General features: G+C 35.6%; 22 protein-coding genes and 1 other annotated feature. Of the genes, 2 read left to right on the forward strand and 20 right to left on the reverse strand.

What is annotated here, in order from left to right; genetic code table 11:
- Positions 1-128 precede the first annotated feature (128 nt).
- The 18 genes from HRK21_RS02765 to HRK21_RS02850 form a co-directional block, all read right to left on the reverse strand.
- Positions 129-3584: a MucBP domain-containing protein gene (locus HRK21_RS02765; protein ID WP_070005851.1), complete on the reverse strand. Its 3456-nt coding sequence runs from the start codon at positions 3582-3584 to the stop codon at positions 129-131.
- Positions 3585-3777: 193 nt separating this feature from the next.
- A complete protein-coding gene (locus HRK21_RS02770) occupies positions 3778-4254 on the reverse strand; it encodes a siphovirus Gp157 family protein (protein ID WP_069887822.1) in 477 nt (158 codons plus the stop codon).
- A 61-nt stretch (positions 4255-4315) separates the two neighbouring features.
- Positions 4316-5056, reverse strand: coding sequence for a class B sortase (srtB, locus tag HRK21_RS02775; protein WP_070005850.1), 741 nt, complete (start codon positions 5054-5056; stop codon positions 4316-4318).
- Between the two features lie 3 nt (positions 5057-5059).
- Complete coding sequence (locus HRK21_RS02780; protein ID WP_070005849.1) at positions 5060-5839, reverse strand: ABC transporter ATP-binding protein; 780 nt, start codon at positions 5837-5839, stop codon at positions 5060-5062.
- Positions 5820-6809 (reverse strand): FecCD family ABC transporter permease, encoded by a 990-nt coding sequence (locus HRK21_RS02785; RefSeq protein WP_031695277.1) that lies wholly within the window; start codon positions 6807-6809, stop codon positions 5820-5822. Before HRK21_RS02785 ends, HRK21_RS02780 begins: the two co-directional genes overlap by 20 nt.
- On the reverse strand, positions 6799-7671 hold the full coding sequence (gene isdE, locus HRK21_RS02790) for a heme ABC transporter substrate-binding protein IsdE (RefSeq protein ID WP_069888041.1): 873 nt from the start codon (positions 7669-7671) through the stop codon (positions 6799-6801). The genes HRK21_RS02785 and isdE overlap by 11 nt, the downstream gene beginning before the upstream one ends.
- A gap of 81 nt (positions 7672-7752) precedes the next feature.
- Complete coding sequence (gene hbp2, locus HRK21_RS02795; RefSeq protein ID WP_070005848.1) at positions 7753-9462, reverse strand: hemin/hemoglobin-binding protein Hbp2; 1710 nt, start codon at positions 9460-9462, stop codon at positions 7753-7755.
- Between the two features lie 12 nt (positions 9463-9474).
- Positions 9475-10101, reverse strand: coding sequence for a heme uptake protein IsdC (isdC, locus tag HRK21_RS02800; protein WP_003739549.1), 627 nt, complete (start codon positions 10099-10101; stop codon positions 9475-9477).
- 209 nt (positions 10102-10310) lie between these two features.
- Entirely contained in the window at positions 10311-10571 is a 261-nt protein-coding gene (locus HRK21_RS02805) for a DUF3116 family protein (RefSeq protein ID WP_069887818.1), read from the reverse strand.
- A 297-nt stretch (positions 10572-10868) separates the two neighbouring features.
- A complete protein-coding gene (gene pepF / locus HRK21_RS02810; RefSeq protein WP_070005847.1) occupies positions 10869-12674 on the reverse strand; it encodes an oligoendopeptidase F in 1806 nt (601 codons plus the stop codon).
- A gap of 72 nt (positions 12675-12746) precedes the next feature.
- Complete coding sequence (locus HRK21_RS02815) at positions 12747-13862, reverse strand: competence protein CoiA (protein WP_077952709.1); 1116 nt, start codon at positions 13860-13862, stop codon at positions 12747-12749.
- 126 nt (positions 13863-13988) lie between these two features.
- Complete coding sequence (mecA, locus tag HRK21_RS02820; protein ID WP_003722314.1) at positions 13989-14642, reverse strand: adaptor protein MecA; 654 nt, start codon at positions 14640-14642, stop codon at positions 13989-13991.
- 231 nt (positions 14643-14873) lie between these two features.
- The gene (gene spxA, locus HRK21_RS02825; RefSeq protein ID WP_003720569.1) at positions 14874-15269 is read right to left on the reverse strand and encodes a transcriptional regulator SpxA; all 396 of its coding nucleotides are present in this window, start codon (positions 15267-15269) and stop codon (positions 14874-14876) included.
- 318 nt (positions 15270-15587) lie between these two features.
- A complete protein-coding gene (oppF, locus tag HRK21_RS02830) occupies positions 15588-16556 on the reverse strand; it encodes an ABC transporter ATP-binding protein (RefSeq protein ID WP_069887816.1) in 969 nt (322 codons plus the stop codon).
- Positions 16553-17629 carry an ABC transporter ATP-binding protein gene (locus HRK21_RS02835; protein WP_003739554.1) on the reverse strand — a complete coding sequence of 359 codons (1077 nt, stop codon included), beginning with the start codon at positions 17627-17629 and terminating at the stop codon, positions 16553-16555. The genes oppF and HRK21_RS02835 overlap by 4 nt, the downstream gene beginning before the upstream one ends.
- Positions 17630-17646: 17 nt before the next feature.
- The gene (opp3C, locus tag HRK21_RS02840) at positions 17647-18681 is read right to left on the reverse strand and encodes an oligopeptide ABC transporter permease (RefSeq protein ID WP_070005846.1); all 1035 of its coding nucleotides are present in this window, start codon (positions 18679-18681) and stop codon (positions 17647-17649) included.
- Entirely contained in the window at positions 18681-19610 is a 930-nt protein-coding gene (gene opp3b / locus HRK21_RS02845; protein WP_070005845.1) for an oligopeptide ABC transporter permease, read from the reverse strand. The genes opp3C and opp3b overlap by 1 nt, the downstream gene beginning before the upstream one ends.
- Before the next feature lie 278 nt (positions 19611-19888).
- Complete coding sequence (locus HRK21_RS02850; RefSeq protein WP_003729598.1) at positions 19889-21565, reverse strand: peptide ABC transporter substrate-binding protein; 1677 nt, start codon at positions 21563-21565, stop codon at positions 19889-19891.
- Positions 21566-22187: 622 nt separating this feature from the next.
- On the opposite strand from HRK21_RS02850, the gene HRK21_RS02855 reads away from it, so the two are divergent.
- Both HRK21_RS02855 and trpS read left to right on the forward strand, forming a co-directional pair.
- Complete coding sequence (locus tag HRK21_RS02855; protein WP_070005844.1) at positions 22188-22532, forward strand: DUF3899 domain-containing protein; 345 nt, start codon at positions 22188-22190, stop codon at positions 22530-22532.
- Positions 22533-22574: 42 nt separating this feature from the next.
- Positions 22575-22802: a binding site (T-box leader), on the forward strand.
- A gap of 64 nt (positions 22803-22866) precedes the next feature.
- Positions 22867-23862 (forward strand): tryptophan--tRNA ligase, encoded by a 996-nt coding sequence (trpS, locus tag HRK21_RS02860; RefSeq protein WP_070005843.1) that lies wholly within the window; start codon positions 22867-22869, stop codon positions 23860-23862.
- Positions 23863-23918: 56 nt separating this feature from the next.
- Here the strand turns inward: trpS and HRK21_RS02865 are convergent, their stop codons facing one another.
- Both HRK21_RS02865 and HRK21_RS02870 read right to left on the reverse strand, forming a co-directional pair.
- A complete protein-coding gene (locus HRK21_RS02865; RefSeq protein ID WP_003722322.1) occupies positions 23919-24335 on the reverse strand; it encodes an organic hydroperoxide resistance protein in 417 nt (138 codons plus the stop codon).
- Positions 24319-24771 carry a MarR family winged helix-turn-helix transcriptional regulator gene (locus HRK21_RS02870; RefSeq protein ID WP_077952266.1) on the reverse strand — a complete coding sequence of 151 codons (453 nt, stop codon included), beginning with the start codon at positions 24769-24771 and terminating at the stop codon, positions 24319-24321. Before HRK21_RS02870 ends, HRK21_RS02865 begins: the two co-directional genes overlap by 17 nt.
- Positions 24772-24792 lie beyond the last annotated feature (21 nt).

Here is a 24792-nt window from a genome sequence, read left to right on the forward strand (position 1 = left end):
ATTTGTTGATTTGCAACAAATAAATGCACCCAATAATGACTTTTTGCGAAATCTAAAGTAATATGTGTCTTTTTAATAAGCAAAATGAATTGGAAACACTTTAAACACCTTTTAAAATACTTTTAATATCATCTTTTCTTTGCAAGCACAAAAGCACTTGAAAGTAAGAGCATTCCAAGGATAAACCATAAATTAGTTTTCTTAGAATCTCCCGTTTGTGGCAGTTTTTCCGATTTTTTCACATTTTCAGCTCTTTCATTAGAAGAAACTGATAAAGCGCTAGTTTTTTCATACACATAAGTTACTTTTTGTGAGGTATTTAAAAATTCCCCCGATGCATTTTTAGGTGTTTGATACAATTTATATCCCGAGATTTTTTTTGCTGAAGTTCGATAACTTGAATTTAATTTTCCTGTTAAAACAATCGAATCAGCTAATTTTTCACCATCTTTATCAACATAATCGACAATGATGCTTCCGGCTGTCACTTTTTGATAAACAAAAATAACTGTCTGTGCTTTTTCGTTAAATATTCCACTTACATTCGCGGGTGTTTTTACAAGGGTGTAGTTAGTAATTTTTTTCTGTTTCGCAGTGAATTTTTCTCCGTAAGCTCCTGTTAGTGTTTCTGAGCTGGCAATCTGTTTATGATTTTGATCAACATATTGCACCGTAACTGGCGCAACACTATCATCTAAAGCCACTCCTACTTGGGCCGGTTCAATTACTTGAGAATTGTTTACAGCAACAGCAAAAGAATTCCATGCAGCTCGGTCTTCTTTTTTCGTTTGCTGATTTAAAAGTTCCTTATCTATTTGGTTTTTCTTTGGTGTTTTTAAATCAAACTGAATTTTCATGGATTTCCCAGGAATCCACTCAATACCTTCTTTTAGTTCCATTTTAAAAGAGTAAATTTTGGACCAATCTTGTACTTCTGATGCAGTTAACCATTCTGCTTCTGTTGCTTCAGCGTTATCAACTAGAGGTTCTGAACCAGTTGGATAAATCGTGTGCTTATCGAGAACGCCTGCACGTTTAGGGTTTTTGGCAGTACTATAAGTTACTTCGACCTTATCTTTCCATTCATTTGGAATTGCTACTGCTTTCGTTAGCTCCAAATTGAATTTACTACCACGTTCGCTGTTATCTGTAATTCCTAAATCTTTTTCGCTTGGTAAAACATCCATTAATACCATGTTGGCTATTTTTTCATCCGAATCATTTTCTAGTAATAATTGATACGATACGATAGAGTTTGTTGTGGCATTTGCCAGTCCGCTGTATCCTTTATCGAGATTACCCTTAGCTTTTTTACTAATTTTCAAATGATTACTCGTATTTAAAATGTAATGGTTCCCTGATGTGATTCTAGACTCTTCCGAATTCCCATTTTGATTAATGTCATTTGAGTCAATTTCCATTTTTGTATCAGAAATGGTTGGAGTTCCCGTCACTTCCGGCACATTAAAATCTGTATCCTGCAAGAACCCAAACATTTCAACAGACATATTACTAGGTGTGTCTTTTGATATGCTCACATTAATTTTTGCTGTTAATTTTTCTGCTGGTAAAAGCGTCTTTTTGTCCCATTTAACTTTTAGTAATTGGCGTCCTGAATTTTGATAATTACTATTTAACACGCTAACATTAAAGCCTTGTTGATCTGAGTTTTTCATTTTTACGCCAGAAGGTAAAAGAACCATCGCTTCAAAAGGACCTGTTAATCGTGAAATGGAAGCTTTATTGCTTTCTAAATTAACAGAAACTGAATTATCGCCAATGTTAATCAAATTTCCATCAGTATCATCAAATGCAACCGATCCTTGTACAAATTTATTTTTCCCAATTGGTTGCGGTATAATTTGAGCCGTCCGGTCGCCAGCATATTTCTGCCAGCTTTCCGGCCAAGGATTCGTATCATTGTAATAATGGATATAGCCTTGACTATCTGCGCCGTACATATCAATTTTCGTGGTATTTCTAACTTCTCCTACATAGCCTTCTTTGACTGTTGTAAAGAAAGATAGATTTGCTCCGTACATTCCAGCTGGTGCATATGTGAAATGAAGCCATACTTTACTCACATGTTTATCATCTGGAATTCCAAGATCTTTTCTCGAATACATTTTGCTCAGTTCTATATCTTCTTTTAATGTAGTCCAGTCAGTATCACCATCATATTTTACGAGTAAGTTATATTTAGGTGATTTTTTCAGTTGCGGCCAACCAGGGTAATTAACATTTGGTTTAAAATAAAAATCGCCACTTCGGAAATAATCCAGATTTAAATTATCATCAATATTGTAGTAAACATCATAGTAGATGAAGTCATATGAAGGTGAGTCATTCATTGCCGAATTTAGCATCAAACTAAAACCTAATTTCGCACTATCATATGCTTTTATATCTGGGTTTCCAGTCACAGTAGCAATTCCCCAATTTGCATCGACTGGTCCTCTGTGTGCTGGAGCATAAACACTCCCGATAGTCGGCGGAATTGTTGCTGGATCACTTGCAGAAACTGAAACAGATGCTTTTGAAGTATCTACAATGCTGTCAGGTAAAGTAATAAAGTTCGTTGTTGCAACCGCTTTGTTTTCTACAGTCGCAAAATTCGGTATGCTTGTTTGGAAGAACGTTCTAATTTGGAAAGTCTTATTAAGTAAACTAGTTGCTTTTTCTTGTTCCAAATATGTAGGTGCTGCAATTTCCCAAGTTAGTTTTTGTCCTTCGATTTTTGTTGGCTCCGGCGTATCCCCTGCTACTCCCAGATAATCCAGCTTATCCGCTAACGTATATTCAATAATAATTTTCTTTCCTTCTTCAATAAAAAGGTTCCCTGTAGACTTTTTCGGTATATTTAGGTTGAAAGACCAAATCCCAATATCTCCTTGGCTTGGATTATTATTGATACTATTTTCCACTTTCGTAAATTCATTTGACAAAGCTGTTGTAGCGGTTGCATTCACAGTTGTTTCAGCTTTTTCCGTTACTTTTTCCGATAAATTATCCGCGCTAAATTCCCCTGTTACTTCTAATTTTGTTCCATTTGGCGTATAACCATTTTTCGTAGTCAGCTTGAGGATGACTTTATCAACTACCCCACTATTTAGCGTTTGATATTTATACACAAGCTGACGAGTTGTCTTGTTATAACTAGGTGTTACTCCGGCAATCTTAAGTTCATTTAGTGCTTGAGTGAATTCCCCATTTTTCGGTAAATTGATTACCAATTTAGCATTTTTATAACTTGTGTTTGGTCCAGTGATTTTTAAGTAGATGTTATAATTCACTGTCTGCCCAGACTCAATCACATCTTTTTGAGAATTAATACTAAAGTCCCCAGAATAGTTCCCATTTGGAAATGATTTTGTGCTTATCGGTTTATTTACTGTCGTTTGTTCCAAAGGCTCTTTTGTAGTTTCATTTGAAGTCGTTTCCTTTGTATTCTTTTCTTCCGTAGCTGTTTCTCCTACATTCGTTTCAACCCCTTCTTTGCCCTCTGCCCAAACAGAAAACGGAAGAAGTGATACGATAAGTAAAGTACAAATTAATATAATTACTAATTTTTTCAAACGATTCACATCCGTCCCTCCTTTGTTTACTTAAGGTTAATTATTTCATAGGAGGAAACCGTGAAATGTTCTCAAGATACCAAAAAAAGGACAGTTTGTTACAAATATGTGAACTATCTTACGTTTTACGTCATACAAATAGTTATTATTAACAAAAACAACCAAAATCATTAAAATTTTTAACAATTTCGGTTGTTTTTATTTATCTTATTCGAATTGATTCACTCTCTATCAATCTAGCTCCCTTGACTTCTTCACCAGATTTCAGTATTTCTGCAATACGCTTTTTATCAATTTTAGGTTCTTGCAGTAAAAAGAATGCTTGCAATAAAGAGTCATCCACTATTTCCACACTCACAGGATTCTTCTGGATTTGAATCGTGAAAAGTGTACTATTTATTTTCCTAATTTCCATTCGTTCCATTTCAGTTTGTAAATAGGTTTTTAATTTCTGTACATTATTTTCTAACGCTTGTTTCCGTTTTAAAAGCCGTTTTGCTTCGGTCCCCGCCATTTCCGCATCGGCTTCGAGTGACTTTATCATTTTAGCAATATTTTCTGCTTTATCGTGAAAACCATCTGTAATAGCATCTAACGTGTCCATAACAGTCTCGGTTTTATTTTCTTCTAAAAGTTCTTGCAACCGTAAATAATTATCGGTTAGTTCATATAATTTCATCGTTCGCACCCTTTCCAACAAGAAAAAAAGCCCAAAAGTAGCTATGTCTTTTGGTGCTTCCTCATTTTGCTACTAGTTTCCCTTGAATAACCATGCGTCCTTTTTCATAATCTTTTTCTGTATCACAAGTCGAAAGTGTAATAATTCGGTCTTTCCCGCTTACTTCTACATTTGATTTATAAATAGATTGCCCTTTCACCTTTTGTAAATAATTATCAAAATCGTTCGCTCCTGGAAATTCTGTTTCAATATAATAAAAATCCGTCGTAGTTTCATACACCGCAAAAATTTCTACTTTATAATTTGCCAAACCTGATTCATAGGAAAAAGTCGGATGTTCCTCCCAAAAATCTTTGTCCAAGTATTTACGCAAATCCGCAAACATCGAGCCATCTTTCATATTATGTCCATAAATAATCGTATTTTTATCCAAAAACTCATTCGTATTCCGATAATCTTTAAAAATACTCCCTGCACGCGCCTTTTCATTTTTATAATTATGATGCAAATAGTAGTCATTATCCGTACCTTGCAAAATTGGATAATCTATTTCAGTATCCGCTATTGTTAACCACCCGGCCATATCTTTATTTAACTTTCGCAAAGTTTTAAGTTCATCGCGTACTTCACCATTCATATTAGTTGTAGCCACGTCTTTCGTATAAACAGCCTTCGCATCATCCAGTAATGTCTGGTTATGCTTATTTTCATACAATTCCATCCCAATTTTCCAGCCTGAAAAAAGAAAAATCCCTAACACCCCCAAGGTCAAACTTTTCCCCAAAAACGATTTTATTTTCACTTTCTAAAACTCCTTTCGCCTTTGAGGAACAATGTATTTCCCTTTTTCCGCATCGCTCAAAACCTCCGCAACCACACCGTAAGTTTCAGCAATTAGTTCCGTCGTTAATAATTCTCCTGGTTCTCCTTTTGCAATAACTTTCCCGTTCTTCATCACAATCAGATGATCACTATAAGTCAGCGCTTGGTTTAAATCATGCAAAATCATTACAATCGTCAAGTTTTCTTCTTGATTTAACCGTTTCACCAATTCTAAAATTTCTAGTTGAAAATACATATCCAAAAATGTTGTCGGTTCATCCAAAAGCAAAATTGGCGTATCCTGAACCAATGCTGTTGCTATAAAAACACGTTGCCGTTCTCCACCAGAAAGACTATCGACAAATTTCTCCGCTTTTTCAGTTAGCTCTGTTTGCACTAAAGCTCGCTCAACAGCCAGATCATCCTCCTTTGTCCGAGTCATTCGCCAATTCTTATAAGGAACCCTGCCGAAATAAAGCAATTCCTTCACCGTTAACTCATTCGGAAGCACATTATTTTGATGAACAATCGCTACATTTTGCGCAAATTCTTTTGCTTTCCACTCAAAAATCGATTTTCCTTCTAGTAAAACATCACCAGAATCAGGCGAAAGGAGTCTAGCCAAAATTTCTAACAAAGTAGATTTACCACTACCATTTGGTCCAACAATCGTATTGATTTTATTTTTCTGGATCGTAAATGAGACATTTTTTAAGATAGCATCTGTTCCATTATAACTAAAATTAACGTCCCTTACTTCCATAAAAATCACCCTTCCGCATTAAAAAGATTAAGAATGGTCCACCAATAATCAGCATAATCACAGATGCCGGGATTTCCATTTGTTGAAATAATGTTCTGCCTAACGTGTCCGCAAAAAGTAACAATAATGCGCCAAATAATATTGAAAATGGCACAAGTATTTGATAATTCCCACCAACTAGTTTTCTGGCAATATGTGGCACGAGTAGACCAACAAACGCAATAACCCCAACTACTGCCGTGGTAATTGATGCAAGGAGCACAGCAATCAATGCCAGCCAAATACGGGTCTTATTAACCGGCACACCAAAGCCTCTAGCCATCTTATTCTCAAGCCCCAACACATTGCACCATTTAGCAAGTAAAAGCGCGCAAATTAGCCCAATCGTTACATATATCAATAAAGTTTCCACGTCGGACCATTTTTTCATTGCCAAACTCGCTGCACTACTGGCCGATTGACTAGAAATAAGTGCTACTTGCGAAGATAATGCATCACTCAGCCCTGTAAAGACCGCATTAATCGCAATACCAATAATAATAAAACGAAGCGGATTAAAATCAGAACGATAACTAAATAAAAAGACTAGAAAACAGGCAAGTGCTCCCCCGATAAAAGAAAAAAGTGGCAACCAAAAATATAATTCTGGTAAAAATAAAATAATCACAAAACTAAAAAATTTCGCACCTGCAGAAATCCCAATCACCCCAGCATCAGCAAGTGGATTCCGCATCACAGCTTGAAGCAATAAACCTGAAACCGAGAGCGCAGCACCAGCAAGCAGGGCAATAATAATCCGCGGAAAGCGTAGATCAATCACGACATCCACCATCTCATTTCCACCACTAAAAACTCCACTTAAAAAAGTTGGAATCGACATCGACAAACTTCCCGCCTGGATCGCCCACAAAATGGTCCCAATCAACAATACCAAAACAGCACCAAAAGAACTTTTTTGCTTAATTGTCATAAAGCATCTTTTCCATTTCCTGTAGTGCTTCTGGTGCATTCAAACTCGCTGTCATACCAAATAAATTTTCATCCAAATCATACACCCGGTTATTTTTCACCGCATCAAAATGTTTCCAAATATCATTTGTTTTAAATTCCTCGTCAAACATTTTAACCACTTCAGCTGGCATACCATGAGCTGCACGCAAAATAATATCAGGATTAGCACTTTGTAAATATTCTGTATTAGAAGCTAAATATTCTACTTTTTGGCCCTTAATGACATTTTCTCCACCAGCCAGTTTAACCAAATCACCAATATACGCATGTTCTGTTACAACTAAGTAGCTACCCGGAACTCCCATCAGAATAAGTACAGTTGGCTTTTTCTTTTTCGCCACGCTCGACTTCACCTTGTTAATCTCATTCGTTAAATCAGCATTTAATTTAGTTGCTTCCTCTTTACGATCAAATTCTGCTCCAAGTTTTTTAATTTCTGTTTGCATCAAAGCAATACTCGTAAAGTCTAGAAAGTCCGCTTTTAAATTGGCCCCTTCAAACCCAGCCTTTAAGTCCGCTTCTAGCGTTTTTGTTGAAAGGACCATGTCTGGCTTCAGCATCCGAATAATTTCCAAATCAGGCCCCATAGGCGACCCAGTTTCCTTTACATCTGTATAACGCTCCGGAAGTTTCTTAGAACTAGTCGGAATTCCAACAAGGGGCAAATCAAGTTTATCCATAATTTCCGTAATCGCAACCGTTGTTGCTACAATTTTTGGCTCCTTATCCGTTTTTTGTTCGGTCTTCTGAGCCGCCTCTTCCTTCCCACAACCAACTAAAAAAAGTAATAAAACCAAAGATATGACAGCCATTTTCCTCATCGCTAATTCCCCCATTTATAAAATCGGTAAAGCGAGTTAAGCAAAGGAACCCCCTAACTTAACTCGCTTTTAGTCGTTTTATTAACTCAATCTTTTCCGTTTTAATCGATAAGCTAAATAAAGGAAAGAAGCTCCAAATAACGTAACGTACCATGCCATACTTGATGAATCATTCGTTTTCGCATTTTTTTCTGTACTACTTGCCGTTTTTTGAACAGAATTTGTATCATCAAAATCAGGTTTTGCCAATTTTGGCCCAGCATTATTGTTATTTGCTACATTGCCAGTATTTAAAATATCCTTTTTCTCCGGTTCTTTTAAGGTTACCTCTTCCCCGGTAATATCTTTAATTGTTGCTGCATTTAGTTTTACTTGAACCATATACTCATGGTCATAAGAGAAGCCTGGCATGTCCTCAATTAAGACATGTGTTTTCACATCCGTATTAGCCGTGCCATCTTTCACAGGATATTTGACAGTTCTCGTATTTTTGTTGATATCTCCTGAAACAACTTCCATATCTTTCCAAACACCATTTGTTTTATACTGGAAAGTTTTAATCCAACTACTGTTTGTTAAAGTTAAATAAACATAAGGTTGGTTATTTTCTACTTTGATTAAAGCCGGCTTCATCACATAGCTTTCCATCATAGAAGTTTCCGTTGTTCCGTCTTTAAATACATCAAAATCAATAGAGTACGTATGGTTATTCAGTAAATTTTTAGGATCAACTACTGCCGGTTTACTTGGTGTAGTTGGCGGTGTAGTCACTGGTGGAGTCGTTGTACCTGGATCTGGTTTTGTTACTGGTGGTTTTGTTTCGCCTGGATCTACTACAGGAGGCGTCTCATCACTACCAGGGTACGAACTAGCTGTAGTTGCTTTCGTTGTATCAAACACATAACGGAAGTCTGCTTGTCCTTTGTATACAGAACCATTGAACGGCGCTTCATAATTCACATGAGCCGCAAGTGGCTGATTTAAATCCTCCACTTCAAATTCCACAATACGCGTATTAGCATCTTTATCTTCAGAAACTACTTTGACATCTTGCAAAGCTCCAGCAAAATTTGTTTTTAAAGCTGTTACTGTTTTATTATCGTTTACTGTCATTGCAACAGTTTTCTTTCCATTTTTCACTTTCAGCCAAGCAGGATTATCAAAATAATTTTGCATGCTTGAGTTGCTATCATCATTTGCTTTTTTCGCTACAAAAGGAATCGTGTATATTCCATCCGAAAGAGTCACAGGTGTTGTAACAGCAGGTTCTGAAATAACTTTGAAAGTACTTGGATCAATGGTTAAATCCACTTGATACCAGTGATCATAACTAATTGCGTCTACTTTAATATGCATATAAGAAAAAATAACATCATCCAAAGAACTAAGCTTGAACTTCTCTACACGCGTATCTTTAGCCGCGTCTGTGCTCACTGTTTGAACATCTTCATAACGATCTTGATAAACATCCGCTTGTGTTGGCTTTTCAGGACGAGTCCCATTTTTTGAAACCGCCATTGTTTGCCACCAAGAGCTATTTGTAATTGTTAAGTACATGTAAGGTTGACCATTTTCCACTTTAATCGTTGCTGTATGGTCAATATATTTATCTGCTTCTGAAGATTCTTTCGTTGTTTTCCCTGTATTATCTTTATAAAAATTCACTTGAACTTGGTATTCCCCACCATCTTTTAGACGAGAATCAGCCGCACTAGCAAAACCAGGTATCAATTGAAAAATAAGTGTCAAAGCCAAGAAAGCTACTAAACCTTTTTTCCATAATTTCTTCATCATAATCCCCCTTTATTTAAAAATCGCACGTCTTTTAAGTAAAACTAACCCTGTCCCTGCTGCAACAAAAATAATTCCATATAAAAACATTTGGCTAGAATCACTAGACTTCGGATTTGCTACTTTATTACTTGAGTCACTTTTTGTCGCAGGCGTTGCTGTATCGTTGTTATCAGAAGACTTTACCGCTCCAGCTAATGCTTTAGCAGAACCTTCATCAAAACGTAACTTGATTTGATACTCATGATGGTAATTTAAACCGTCATCATCAATATCTACTTTGATTTTTGCATTAACAGGACTACTTAACGTCGAAACTGGAAACGATACTTTTCGTGTATCATTCGATGTATTTTTCGAAGTCACACTAACCGCACTACCTTCCACCCATAAACCAGTAATCCACTTACTATGGTTCACTTGCAAACTAACAGAAGATTTCCCTCCATTTACAGTTACCGTGGCAGGTTTATCAAAATAGTCATTCGCCATAGATACGGAATCACTATCCCCTTGTAATACCGTATAGTCAACCGAATAGGTGCCATCCTTAAGAGCAGCTTGTGCCGTTAATCCCGTAGAAAGAAACGAAAAACTGAATAAGGCAATAAAAGCAGCCAAAACTAAAACTTTCTTCATACTTAAATCTCCCTTCTTTAATAAAACTACTATTTATAAAAAACCCCCACTAATAAAAGCGGAGTAAAAGTTTATGTAAAAGTATACGTTAATTATCATTTTAATTGATAATGATTATCATTGTCAATAACGGATTGTTTTTTTTACCAATTAAAAGATCAAAAAAACCATGAATAGCAACACCTATCCATGGTTAATAATTATTTCTTTTACTCTTCTATTTGAGAAAAGCGATTATATAGTAATTCCCCTTTTAAAGTTAACGTGTATCGTTTTTCTGCAATATTATTATTTCTTGTTAAAAAGCCATTCTCTTCTAACCAATAAAGCGTTAGTAGTACTTCATTTTTTGTATAGTCCCGCAGATTTCCAAAATCAATCACTTCAAGTGACATATCATTAATCTTCGTATCTACACTTCCCGCAAAAAGAAGTACTTCTCGTAGTAATTTTTCATCTTCAAATTCCATCTTTAATCCTCCTTTAATTCTGAGTTAGTATCGTAATAACGTAAAAAGCCGTAGCAAAATGCCACGGCTTCTTACAGCGCAATCAAAAGGAGAAATTCACACAATCAAATAAAGGGGGTATTTGTTTGTGATTTATTTCACGGTTATAATATACCATATAAACGCTTATAATTCAATAGTTCACATACCTATTTTTATTTGTCTATTCTATGAAGATTGGCATCACTTAAACATACGCAAAAAAAGACATGCAGCCATTATAGCTACGATGTCTTTTTTTGCAAATTTCACAATGTGTCATTTAACTAATTTTTCTAGTTCATCCAGTCTTTGTTCAAATACTTTTAGTGCATCATCCACAGGATTAGGAGTTGCCATATCCACTCCTGCTTTTTTCAACACATCAATAGGATAATCCGAACTTCCCGCTTTCAAGAAATCAATATAAGCAGTTACCGCTTCTTGGCCTTCTGTTAAAATCTTCGCACTCAATGCAGACGCTGCAGAAAAACCAGTCGCATATTGGAACACATAATAGTTCATATAAAAATGCGGAATACGAGACCATTCATAACCAATTTCAGCATCATAAACCATCGCTTCCCCGTAATATTTCTTGTTAATATCAAAATATGTTTCTGTCAAGAAATCCGCAGTCAACGCCACTCCTTGTTGATCTGCTTGATGAATGGCATGCTCAAATTCAGCAAATTGCGTTTGACGGAATACAGTCCCTTTGAATCCATCCAAATAGTGATTCAACAAATAAGCACGTACCTTAGGATCCTCATATTTCTTAAGCAGATAATCAGTCAACAGATTTTCATTGGTCGTAGAAGCAACTTCTGCCAAGAAAATCGAATAATCGCCGTAAACAAATGGTTGATTTTTTCTTGTATAGTAACTATGCACACTATGTCCTAATTCATGTGCAAGCGTGTAAACATTATTAATATTATCTTGCCAATTGAGTAAAATATAAGGGTTCGTACTATATGAACCAGAAGAATAGGCGCCACTACGTTTCCCTTTATTTTCCATGACATCAATCCAACGACTATCAAACGCCTCTTTCAAAATTGCTTGATATTCATCACCAAGCGGTTTAAGTGCTTCAAGTACAAGTTCTTTCGCTTCCTCATAAGTAAACTCCAAATTAACATCATCAGAAAGTGGCGTATAAAGATCATACATATGCAATTCCTCTAAACCAAGTAATTCTTTACGTAACTTCACGTAACGATGAAGCAAATCTGCATTTGCATTCACTGATTTTAACAAGGAATCATATACTGTTTCAGGAATATGATTACCAGAAAGAGCCGCTTCACGAGCTGAGGAGTAGCCACGAGTAGAAGCATAAAAATTAGACTTCTTCACTTGTCCATTTAAAGTAGAGGCTAAGGTGTTTTTTAAGCCTTCATAAACAGAATATACACCAAGAAACGCTTCTCGACGCACACGTGGATCATTACTTTCCAGCAATTTCCCAAAACGACCATGAGTAATTTCAATATCTTCTCCGTTCTCATCTTTAATAGTCGGAAACTTCATATCTGCATTATTCAAGGTATTAAAAGTATTAGAAGAACTTCCAAGCACTTCACCTGCGTTAGCTAGTAAAGCTTCTTCTTTCTCACTTAAAATATACGGTCGACTCAAATTTAACTCTTCTAGTAAATGCGCATATAATTGTAAATCTTTGTTCTCATTTAAAAATTGTTTTAAAACACTTTCGTCCATTGCTAAAATTTCTGGATCATAATAAGACAGTGCAGACATTAGCTTGGTAACTAAGCTTCCTGCGCGACTATATAAACCTTGATATTTTGCATTAGCTGTATCTTGGTCCATTTTCAAATGCGCATATACATATAAGTTACTAATTAAATCATATGCATTATCTCGAAATTGAAGTGCTTCATATAGTGTCTGGCTGCTTTCTGATAAACGCCCTTTAAATTGCTCGCTTTCTTCTGTGATTTTTTGCAAATCTGTAAATGCTTGTTCCCAAGCTTCATCATTTGGATAAATTGTCGTTAAATCCCATGTTAGATTTTCTGGTACTTCTTCTCTTAAAGGTAATGCTTTTGTTTTACTCAATATTAAAACCCCCAACCATAGTCATTTTGTTTTTATTATGAGCCAAAATAATTAAAAAAGCAAAACAGATGATTATATATGTGCTGCCTGAGTATTAGTAAAAGCCATTTTCCGTTTCACTCGATATCGATTATCTGGTATGGTAGATAACACCCCTTCACCAATCAAATAAGAAAGATATGATTTTCCTAACTTCAAGCTTTCATTTGGAGAAAGCCAGATAGTTAAAATTTGGGTCACAACGGATTGAAAACTCTCAAAAAAGCAGCATTCGCTAAAAGTATCCCCTTTCTCCAAACCTTTAAAAAACTTTTCCCACAAATCAAATTGCCATTCAACAGCAGGTGTAATAACTAAAAATTGTTCTTCTAAATCTACACCTATCTCTTTCGGTAAATAGTGCAAATAATAACCGGCATTAAATAATTTTTGCATAAATTGACCGTGCTTTTTAAATCTAGCATAATAAAAACAAATTTTTTGTCTTTCGAGTTCTCTATCTCGCTTTACATAGGCATGGCGTGTAATAATTCTAGCTAACTTCTTCTTCCATTCACTAAAGGGTGCCTTCATAGAAAACGTCATTTCACTTGCGAAAAAACGATTTCCTTTTTCAAATGTTAGATGATAATAAAGTGTGCAAATCTCTCGCTCAGCAGAATAGTGCCAAAAATGATAACCAAATTTCTTGTCAGATTGAATAAAAGCTTGTTGGAATGCAGAAAGACAAATGCGACCTTTCTCTTTCCTTACTACTTGACCTAGTATCCAGTGCACCTCTAAACCAATCGATAAGTAGTCCATTGTACGTTGAATCATCTCACTAATTGAAATAGAAGAACATTGAAATTCAATTACTGCCTTCCCATTCACAAAAATATCTGCTTGTCGCTTTATTTCTGGAAAATAACTTTCCACTTCCACAGGAATACTCTGATAACAATACCAGGCCATGATTTGTTTTTTAGCTGCTAAATGTTCCTCGCTCTCCCCTTCAGAAGCAAATGCACACTTCGTAGTCTTCTCATGAGCAAAATGCGGTATTTTGATTTGACCTGCTTTTATCATTACCGGGCTTGCACACGACTTACAAAATAATTTTTCTTCTTGCTTGATTCGTTCCACATTCATCTTAGTAATAGTAAAAGTTTCTCCAATGTTATTTCTGGCTGTAAAAATAATTATCACTCTCCTATTAGCTCTTTAATATTACTATTCGCCACGAAACAACTAATTTCCTTTCTTATTTTTAAAATCACAAAAAAAGACCCATTTGGCTCATTTTCAGCACAAAAAGGTCTTTAAAATACTATTTTAGAAATGTTTTCTAATTTGCTTTAATGCAGGAACGTCAAAGATTACTTTTCCGTACTCAGCTAGCATATAACCAGTTAAATTTGACTCTAAACCGTATTCAAGCAAAATACTAACGGCATTGTCAATGTTAGATTCATCATACTTATTCTCAGGAAATTCTACATTCAAATAATACTTTCCTTGATACGAGTATAGCTTAGTTACTAAATTTTCTAGTCCTGTTGCTCGTGAAAGCGAGATAGCATCTTCAAAATCACGGAACTCTAAAATAAACTCTAGCGTATCATCTTCTCCAAGTGCTTCTTTCTTCACTGGATTGAAGTTTTCTTCGAGTAGTTTTTCGATTTTTTCTTCTGCAAGCTCATCTGGAGAGCTAAGCGTGACATCAAATCCGTCTTCGCCTTTTCCACCAATTGTGGCTTTTGTTACAAATACTTCTAAGCCATGTTTTAAGGCTTGCACTTGTATCCAGAGCGGACCTTCCGGAGAGAACTCTTCTTCATATTTCAGCTCATCCATCATATCCCAGAAAAGTTCTTCACTTTTCTCGCGATCATACCAAACATCTTCTTGGTTAAAACCTCGCTCTTCCAAATCCAGATAAGAGATATAAAACTTGATTGTATCTTCATTAATTCGTTCAATTTCCATCGTCACACGCTCCCTTCCTTCTTAGTCATTGACAATGAAGGGTAAAACTTAATTGGTTAAATTCATTGTAGCTCATATTAGGAAATAGTACCACCATTTTTCCTTCAAAATGCTTGGTGGAATCTTATCTTAGCTGAAAAGCAGAAAAAATTCAAGAACATTTACTTAAACTACAAAAAAAGTGCCAAGAATCCAATTAAATGGAATCCTTGGCAACCACTTTTATCAATCTTAGTTAACCATTTTTTGCGCTTCACGTAGTTGATACGTACGTACACGGCGCGGTAAGAAACGGCGAATTTCATCTTCATTGTACCCAACTTGCAAACGTTTTTCATCAATAATGATAGGACGTCTTAATAAGCCAGGATTTTTCTGGATTAATTCAAATAGTTGTTGCAAAGGAAGGCTATCTAAATCCACGTTCAATTTTTGGAACGTTTTTGAACGAGTGGAAATAATTTCATCTGTACCATCCTCAGTCATACGAAGAATTTCTTTAATTTCATCCAAACTAAGTGGCTCAGAAAAAATGTTTCTTTCCTTATAAGGGATATCATGTTCTTCCAACCATGCACGAGCTTTTCGGCAAGATGTGCAACTAGGTGAAGTGTATAACGTTACCATTAGACATTCACACTCCTTATCGGGTATTGTTTCATTCATATAACGAAATTCTAGCAATATCTCTATTTGGAAAATTCATTAAAGAACTTACACTTCATTATACACTAATTTTGTGAAATTCCATATACTATTTTTTAAATTTTTCTTTCCAAATATGTAAAACCATTGTTAGCAAGCCGTTATGTATATGATACCCCTACTATAACTTGTTTAAACTAAAATCACATGAAAAAAACAGCTTTTTTATGAGAATTTCATGAGAATTTTAATTTTGTAAAAAAACATCAATCAAATTTTACTCCGATTGATGTTTTCCTATTATTTCGTAGCAGCTTCAGCAGTTAGCTTAGCATGCTTTTCTTTATACATAACTTCTTCTTCTTCTGAACAATAAACAAAATGTCCAGGAGCGATTTCGCGCATTTTAATTTCATCGCCATCTTTATAATTATGAGATGTTGGATCATAAGTTTTACGTACACGAGTACGCTCATAATTTGGATCTGGCAAAGGAATGGCGGATAAAAGTGATTCTGTATAAGGGTGTAGCGGCGCATGATACAAATCATTGGCTGGCGCTAACTCTACTAATTTACCGAAGTACATTACTCCAATACGATCACTAATATATTTAACCATTGATAAATCGTGGGCAATGAATAGATAAGTTAGATTTTTTTCTTTTTGCAATTGACGTAATAAGTTTACTACTTGCGCTTGGATAGATACATCTAACGCGGAAATAGGCTCATCGGCAATAATAAATTCTGGTTGAACAGCTAGCGCACGAGCGATACCAATACGTTGACGTTGACCACCGGAAAACTCATGTGGGTAACGACCAGCATGCTCTTTACTTAATCCAACTGTTTCTAATAAATCGTATACTTGTCTATTCGTTTCTTCAGGTGTTTTTGCCAGGCCATGAATACGAATACCTTCTGCAATGATATCTTTAACTTTCATACGCGGATTTAAAGACGCATATGGATCTTGGAAAATCATTTGCATTTTACGACGGAATTCAAGCATTTCTTTACGACTTTTACGTGCATGCACATTTTTACCGTTATAAATCACTTCTCCACCCGTAGCATCGTATAAACGAATGATAGTACGTCCAGTTGTAGATTTACCACAACCAGATTCTCCTACTAAACCAAGTGTTTCACCTTTATAAATATCAAAAGAAATATCATCAACCGCACGTACTTCGCTTGCAGTACCTTTGTTGAAGTATTGTTTTAGATTATGAATCTCTAATAATTTTTCTCTTTGTTCAGTCATTCTACTTCTACCCCTTTCGCATGGACAGCTTGCATGCCAGGATGAAGTGCCGCAAACTGTTCTTGGCGGCGTAATACAGCATCAGGTGGCGTTACTTCTGGTGCATCAGGATGAAGCAACCATGTAGCCGCATAATGTGTATCAGACACCTTAAATAGTGGTGGCTCTTCTTCAAGGTCAATTTGCATTGCGTATTTATTACGCGCAGCAAATGCGTCCCCTTTCGGAGGATGAAGTAAATCAGGTGGCGTACCAGGAATAACAAATAATTCTTCATCATCTGTATCCAAAGTAGGCATAGAGCTAATTAGTCCCCATGTATAAGGGTGTTGTGGATTATAGAAAATTTCATCAACTGTTCCGATTTCAACAATTTTACCACCGTACATAACAGCTACACGGTCTGCAACGTTTGCTACAACACCAAGGTCATGGGTAATAAAGATAATCGATGTATCAATTTTTTTCTGTAAATCCTTCATTAAATCTAAAATTTGTGCTTGGATAGTTACATCTAGCGCTGTTGTTGGCTCATCTGCAATAAGAATTTGTGGGTTACATGCCAGTGAAATCGCAATAACAACCCGTTGACGCATCCCGCCAGAAAATTGGTGAGGATATTGTTTAATTCTTTCTTCTGCATTGGCAATACCAACTAATTGAAGTAAACGAAGCGCTGTTTTATGTGCTTCATGTTTACTGATTTTTTGGTGCTTAATAAGTGGTTCAGAAATTTGTTTACCAATTGTCATCGTAGGATTTAATGATGTCATTGGATCTTGGAAAATCATAGCTATATCTTTCCCACGAATTTTTTGCATTTGTTTTTCGTGAGCTTTAGCGATATCCATTCCGTTAAATAAAATTTGGCCACTTTTAATTTCCGAGTTACCTTCTGGGAGTAAACGCATAATCGATTTTGTCGTTACTGATTTACCAGAACCAGATTCGCCAACAATCGCTAATGTTTCCCCTTTATATAAGTCAAAATTAACCCCACGAATTGCCTTTACTTCACCGGCATATGTGTGGAATGAAATATTTAAATCTTTAACTTCTAATAGCTTTTCCATTTTTCCTCACCTCTCTTTTAATCGCGCATTTTAGGATCAAAGGCATCACGCAAGCCATCTGCAATTAAGTTAAATGCAATCATGATGATACAAAGTACAATACATGGATAAAGAATCATATACGGTAATACTTGTAATGTTTTATATCCATCATTTACCAAGACACCAAGAGATGCTGCTGGCGCTGGAAGACCAAGCCCAATAAAGCTTAAGAAGGCTTCAAAGAAAATCGCACTAGGAATACTAAACATGATGTTAATGATAATAACACCTGAAATATTTGGGATTAAATGTTTAATTAAAATTTTTGGTGTTGATTCACCGAGTGTCATAGAAGCCATAACAAATTCTTGGTTTTTAAGTTTTAGTACCTGTCCTCTGACTACCCGAGCCATCGTTATCCAACTGGTCATTGCTATAGCTATAATAATAGAAACCATACCTGAATCTAATACTAACATCATAAGAATAACAACTACTAAATTGGGAATTGCACCTATTACTTCCAATATACGTTGCATAAAGTTATCTACGCGACCTCCAGCATAACCAGAAATCAAACCATAAGCAACTCCTATAACAAGGTCACAAAGTGCTGCTACAACAGCAATAATAAGAGATACACGTGTCCCTGCCCAAATACGAGCAAATTGATCACGTCCAAGCGTATCACTACCTAACCAGTAGTAAGTACCCTCTTTAATATTATTTTGTTTATAAATATCAACGTCTTCTCCACCAATAGATTGGTGACCGTTCCAGAAAGGCATATTTTCAAATCCTTGAACTTTTGGAGGAAGACTCGCATTTTCAGTAATTTGTCTATTAATATCATGTTTTGGTCCTAAATTTTGTGATAAATAAGGCCCAACAATTGCCATGATAATAACAAGGGCTAATACAATTAGAGAAACTAAAGCCGCTTTATTTTTACGAATACGAAGCCAAGAATCTTGCATAAATGTTAAACTTGGACGACTGATTTTCTCTGCTTCCGCATCCAGAATGTGCGCTGGCTGAAATCTTTCTTTTGCAATTTTGTGTTCTGCCATTATTTTCTACCTCCAGACACACGGATTCGAGGATCAATCAATCCGTAAAGAATATCCACTACCAAGATAACAAATACTAGCATAGCAGCAAATAGAAGAGTAGTTCCCATAATAACTGGATAATCATTTGTTTGAATAGAGGAAACGAATTGACTACCAATACCAGGAATACTATAAATATTTTCAATAACTAGGGAACCAGTCATCAGTGCAACCGATAATGGTCCTAAAACTGTAATTAAAGGAATAAGTGCATTACGAATCGCATGTTTAACTGCTACTTCCGTTCTACTATTCCCTTTTGCTTTAGCAAGTAGAACATAATCAGACGCAAAAACATCAATTAACTCTGTTCTCATGAAACGAGCTGCAGTTGCAAGTGGGAACATCGCAAGTGCGAATGCTGGCAGAATAGTTTCTGCAAACGTCCCCCAACCTGCTACTGGAAAAATTTGAAGTTTTGCTCCAAGCCAGTATTGTAAAACAGTCGCAAATACGAACGATGGAACTGACTTACCTAATATTGCTATAAATGTACTCGTATAATCCGGCCACTTGTTTTGATACATGGCCGCTACTACCCCAAGTAAGATACCAAATATAATACCAAAAACCATTGCCTCAAGTGCTAATTGGACAGATGGGCCAATCAGTGCACCTAAAATCTCAGACACTGGTCTATTATCAAGTTGGAAGGAAACACCTAAGTCACCTTTTACCAAGCCTGTCATATAATTAAAGTATTGGACTGGAATTGAATCATTTAGTCCATATTTTTCATTCATCATGTGAATTTGTTCGTCAGATAGTTTCTCCTGATTACGGTAAGGCGTACCAGGTAAGAATTTCATAAGAACAAACGTAACCGAAGCAATGATGAATAACGTTATAAGCATATATAATACTCTTTTTAACGTATATTTAACCATCTATCTCTACACCTCCCAGTTTTAATTAATATATAAAAAAAGTTATTCCTAACCAAATTCGCAAGTTTAGTGAGCCTTTTTCTACATTTCTAAACTTTTATTGCATTAGTGCAAATTAGTTAGGAAAAAAACTTCATTTTTCGAATGTTAGGTTTCTAGAAGACTAGAAAAGGATACTTTAATTTTTAATTATAACACATGAAAATCATCAGCAAAAGGAGAGAGCATATCGAAATATACTCTCTCTTTCCGTCAAGCATTTCTTAAAGACTAATATTTTATTTAGTCAAGTATGTTTCTTTGTAAGTGTAATCTGGACCAAATGGATTTTTTTGCAAGTTTTTAATGTAGTCTTTTTGTAGGTATGCAGTAGAACGTTGATAAAGTGGTTGAATAGCTACATCATCCGTAAGAAGGATTTTTTCTGCTTTAACCATTTCATCCCAACGTTTTTGATCGTCAGCTGCATAAGTTACAGAAGCATCATTTAAAATCTTGTCGTAGTCTTTGTTAGAATAACTCATTCTGTTTTGTGCACCATCAGTTACGAATAGATCTAGGAAAGTGGATGGATCTTGATAGTCAGGACCCCAGCCGCTCATAGAGAAATCGTAATCTTGGTTTTGGTCATTTTGTAAACGAACTTTAAATGGTACGTTTTTAAGTTTAACAGTAAGACCGTCTAAGTTCTTTTGTAGTTGGTCTTGAATGAATTCAGAAGATTTTCTCGCATTTTCAGTGTCATCACTAGTGAATTCAACTGTAATTTCGGAAACTCCTAGTTCTTTCAATCCAGCTTTCCATGCTTTTTGAGCTTCTTTTACATCATATTCTAAATGTTTACCAGATTCTTTTGTATAATCTTCTTTGTTACCTGGGTCAAAAGTGAAACCTTCTGGTACAAGGTTGTTTGCAGGTTTAGATCCATTTTTAAGAACTGTATCAGTATACGATTGTTTGTCAATCGCAAGAGCTATAGCTTTACGGATATTTTTGTTAGCAAATACTGTGTCTTTGCCAGCACGTTTTTGGTTAAATTTAATGTAGAAAGTAGAAGAATCATTCACTGTTACATAGTCTTTATTGTTTTTGTTTTGAGCAGCATAGTCTGCACTCAATACAGTACGGTCAACTTTGTCAGTGTTGTATAAGTTAAGTCCAGTACCGGAGTCTTGAACAACTTGTACGTTGATTTGTTTCAACTTAACTTTATCTTTATCCCAATATTTATCATTTTTTACGTAAGTCCATTTTTTGTTTGTTCCAGTCCAGTCTTTCAACTCGAAAGGTCCATTGAATAACATGTTGTCACTATTTTGTGCATATTTTTCGCCTTTTTCCGTAACGAATTTTTCGTTAAGTGGGAAGAAAGTCGGGAATGCGAATAGTGAGTTAATGTAAGCAGTTGGTTTAGATAGAGTAACTTCTAAAGTATAATCATCTACTGCTTTAATTCCTAATTCTTCAGGTTTTTTCTTGCCAGCTACGATATCTCCACCGTTTTTGATTGCATCAAATAGGTAAGAATATGTTGCAGCAGTATTAGGGTCAACTGCACGACGCCATGAGTAAACATAGTCATTTGCAGTTACAGGGTCTCCGTTTGACCATTTTGCATCTTCACGAAGTTTGATTGTATAAACTGTTTTGTCATCGCTAATTTTTGGCTCTTCAGCAGCACCGGCAATGGCAGGAATACCATCTTTGTCAAGCGCATATAGACCTTCGTTTGTTTGGTTTACAACGTTCAAACCAACTTGGTCATCCGCTTTTGTGCTGTCTGCAGAAGGAATTAGTGCGCTTTCTGTCAAGTTAAGTACTTGCTCTCCTGAAGCTTTTCCTGAATCTGAGCCTTTTTTGTCGGACTTGGAATCTGATCCGCCTCCGCATGCTACCAAGACTAAGCTTAGTAATAGTGTTAATCCAAGTGTAAGAAATAATTTAGATTTTTTCACTAAGTAGACCTCCCTTTTTTATTTTTCTGAAAAATTGTTTCGATACCTATTATACTCTAAGAATTCTGGCTTTGTAAATTATTTTTACAAGATAAATGAAAACAAGGATGAAAGATACAAGTTATTAAAATATTAAGGCAAAATTGAAATTGCGCGAAAACTCTGAACAGAAAGTGTTACGCAATCCTCTATTTTGCAATAAATCGAATTAATTATGTATACTTTGCTAAACCTTTTGATTAAGTTTTCAGAAAACATAACCATTTAAATTGATAAATTTACGATGAACTTTGCCAATTAAGTTATAACTGGAAGAAGCTATCTTTTTGTATAAGAGAAAATATCGAACCCCTTTAAAATTTAAAGGATTATTATATTTATATACTTTTTTTGGGCTGTTGTCTAGATAAAAATATCAAAAATTTAATTAAATTTTGTAATAAATTCGAAAAACGTTGATATAAAGCGATTTTTCTGTTAATAATCTGTAAAGACAGTTGGAAGGTTATTTTACTAAAAACGGACAAATTTCTAACATTAAATGATAGCTTCCTTCTATCATATAGTCTTTCTATCCAAATTGTGATAGAGTGAATTATGAATTTTAATTAGAGGTGAAGAAATGTTTTTACGAATTACTATTTATACACTTATTCAAGAAGCAATTATTTTTGGGATTTTACTTTTCGGCAAAAATAACGGTGTTGGTTTAAGCAACTACGTGGATATTTCTTTTATGGTAGCACTTATTGCGCTATTGATTGGATTGTTTGTTTATATTATGAGAAGCGGATTTTTAGACCGGGTTCATAATGGGTTCCGAAATATTTCTCGTAAAATTAAACGAGAAGAGGAAAATGAGTTCTCAGATATGCTGTTATCTGAATTAGTCGGCCTTCAATACGCTGGAATTTTGTTTAGCTCCCTTCTTGTTATGCTCTCTAGTATTCTATGCATGTTTTTGTGATTGACAAGCCGATTTGTAAACTGATAGAATAAAAGTAATATAACTGATGCGTTAATAGGAAGATTAGTACATTTTGTTGCTTTATAATAGAGAGTCTGTGGTTGGTGGAAACAGATAAAGCGCAAAGTCGAATGGACTTCTGAGGACTGTTTGTGAAAGTGAGTAGCGAACAGCGGCTAAAGACCGTTATTTCTTTAATAGAAGCTTTCTATTGCTAAGAGCCTTTTTAGGTACTTAGGGTGGCACCGCGGATAACCGTTCGTCCCTAACATTTATATGTTGGGATGGACGGTTTTTTATTTTCGCAATCAGTGAAAAAATTGGAGGAATAATCATGAAAAAAGTAATATTTTCCGGAATTCAACCTAGTGGACAATTAACTTTAGGAAATTATATTGGGGCTTTAAAACAGTTTGGGCAGTTTCAAGATGAATATGAATGTTTTTATTGTATCGTTGACGAACATGCTATTACGGTTCCACAAGATAGATTAAAACTTCGTGAGCAAACAAGAAGTTTAGCAGCTCTTTATTTAGCAGTTGGACTGGATCCTGAAAAATCCACTCTATTTATTCAATCTGAAGTGGCAGCACATGCGCAAGCGGCATGGATTTTACAATGTAACGTTTATATTGGTGAATTGGAACGTATGACACAATTTAAAGACAAATCAGCTGGTAAAGCAGGTGTCAGTGCTGGGCTATTAACTTATCCGCCTTTAATGGCTGCTGATATTTTACTTTATCAAACAGATTTAGTTCCTGTTGGTGAGGATCAAAAACAACATATCGAATTAACTCGCGACTTAGCGGAACGATTTAATAAAAAACATGCAGATATTTTCACGATGCCAGAAGTATTTATTCCTAAACAAGGTGCACGGGTAATGTCCTTACAAGATCCAACGAAAAAAATGAGTAAATCTGATGCCAATTTAAAAAATGCTATCTTTTTGCTTGATCCACCAGCAACTATTAGAAAAAAAATCAAAAGTGCTGTGACCGATTCTAGTGGTATTATTGAATATAATAAAGAAGAAAAGCCTGGCGTATCTAACTTGCTAACTATCTATTCAGTTATTACTGGTGAAACAATCGCTAGTATAGAAGAAAAATATGTTGGAAAAGGCTATGGTGATTTCAAAACAGATTTAGCTGAGTTAGTTGTTTCTGAACTTGAGCCAATTCAAGAAAGATACTATTCTTATCTCAAATCTGAAGAGCTGGACGCTATATTAGACGCAGGAGCAGAAAAAGCCGCTCGTGTTGCTAATAAAACATTGAAAAAAATGGAAAACGGCGTTGGACTTGGGCGCAAACGCAGGAAATAATATAGGAAAAGCCGATGACTTATTCAATCTAAGTCATCGGCTTTTTCATTTAATTATTAACCTACTTTAATTTCTACATCGATGTTACCGCGAGTTGCTTTAGAATAAGGGCATACTTCATGTGCTTTTTTAAGAAGTGCTTCTGTTTTTTCTTTATCTTGGCCTTCGATAGTTCCTTCTAAAACGACACCAATTTTAAATCCGTTGTCTTCTGGGTCACTATATAAGCTGACAGTTGCTGTTACTGTGCTTTTTGCTTCAATTCCAGCTTTTCCTAGAACTAATTCTAATGCGCTATTGAAACAAGCTCCGTACCCAGCAGCAAATAGTTGTTCTGGGTTTGTTCCGCCACCACCATCTCCACCAAGCTCTGTTGGCGCAGAGATATCAAAGTAAAATACGTTATCCGGTGAATGAACTTCGCCACTTCTTCCACCTGTGTTAATGACTGTTGTTTCATACAATTTTTTCATTTTCTATTCCTCCTAATTGTTTGGTTAATGTCTGTATTTTAGTAAGTAATTGTCTGTAGTCTAATTCTGCAAAATCGAGTAATTGAAGGCAGTTGTCCACGCTTTTTAATACGTCAGGTTGTATTTTTATTGCTTTTTCTGTTAGGCGAATATAGACGCGTCGCTCGTCTTCCGGATGACGGCTCCGTGTGACATATCCTAAATGCTCCATTCTTTTTAGCATAGGTGTTAAAGTTCCACTATCTAAAGCCAACCTTTTTCCTAGCTCTGATACGGTCTGCTCTTCACCTTCCCAAAGAACAAGTAAAGCAATATATTGCGGATAGGTTAATTGAAAGGGCTCTAAAGCTTCACGATAAAGTTTGGTAAACTGTTTGGATGCATTATAAACAGAAAAACACAGTTGCTCTTCTAATATGCGTGTATTCGTGTCCAACATGTTCTCCTCCTTTTAAGT

This window comes from Listeria monocytogenes (assembly GCF_013282665.1).
GTDB lineage: Bacteria > Bacillota > Bacilli > Lactobacillales > Listeriaceae > Listeria > Listeria monocytogenes_C.

Bases quoted from the DNA above. Each gene is read 5' to 3' on its own strand.
- spxA (WP_003720569.1), bottom strand. From the start codon at position 15,269: ATGGTAACGTTATACACTTCACCTAGTTGCACATCTTGCCGAAAAGCT.
- HRK21_RS02785 (WP_031695277.1), bottom strand. From the start codon at position 6,809: ATGACAATTAAGCAAAAAAGTTCTTTTGGTGCTGTTTTGGTATTGTTG.
- HRK21_RS02770 (WP_069887822.1), bottom strand. From the start codon at position 4,254: ATGAAATTATATGAACTAACCGATAATTATTTACGGTTGCAAGAACTT.
- mecA (WP_003722314.1), bottom strand. From the start codon at position 14,642: ATGGAAATTGAACGAATTAATGAAGATACAATCAAGTTTTATATCTCT.
- HRK21_RS02865 (WP_003722322.1), bottom strand. From the start codon at position 24,335: ATGAAAAAATTGTATGAAACAACAGTCATTAACACAGGTGGAAGAAGT.
- trpS (WP_070005843.1), top strand. From the start codon at position 22,867: ATGAAAAAAGTAATATTTTCCGGAATTCAACCTAGTGGACAATTAACT.
- HRK21_RS02855 (WP_070005844.1), top strand. From the start codon at position 22,188: ATGTTTTTACGAATTACTATTTATACACTTATTCAAGAAGCAATTATT.
- opp3C (WP_070005846.1), bottom strand. From the start codon at position 18,681: ATGGCAGAACACAAAATTGCAAAAGAAAGATTTCAGCCAGCGCACATT.
- opp3b (WP_070005845.1), bottom strand. From the start codon at position 19,610: ATGGTTAAATATACGTTAAAAAGAGTATTATATATGCTTATAACGTTA.
- hbp2 (WP_070005848.1), bottom strand. From the start codon at position 9,462: ATGAAGAAATTATGGAAAAAAGGTTTAGTAGCTTTCTTGGCTTTGACA.
- HRK21_RS02805 (WP_069887818.1), bottom strand. From the start codon at position 10,571: ATGGAATTTGAAGATGAAAAATTACTACGAGAAGTACTTCTTTTTGCG.
- isdC (WP_003739549.1), bottom strand. From the start codon at position 10,101: ATGAAGAAAGTTTTAGTTTTGGCTGCTTTTATTGCCTTATTCAGTTTT.
- oppF (WP_069887816.1), bottom strand. From the start codon at position 16,556: ATGACTGAACAAAGAGAAAAATTATTAGAGATTCATAATCTAAAACAA.
- HRK21_RS02835 (WP_003739554.1), bottom strand. From the start codon at position 17,629: ATGGAAAAGCTATTAGAAGTTAAAGATTTAAATATTTCATTCCACACA.
- HRK21_RS02780 (WP_070005849.1), bottom strand. From the start codon at position 5,839: ATGGAAGTAAGGGACGTTAATTTTAGTTATAATGGAACAGATGCTATC.
- isdE (WP_069888041.1), bottom strand. From the start codon at position 7,671: ATGAGGAAAATGGCTGTCATATCTTTGGTTTTATTACTTTTTTTAGTT.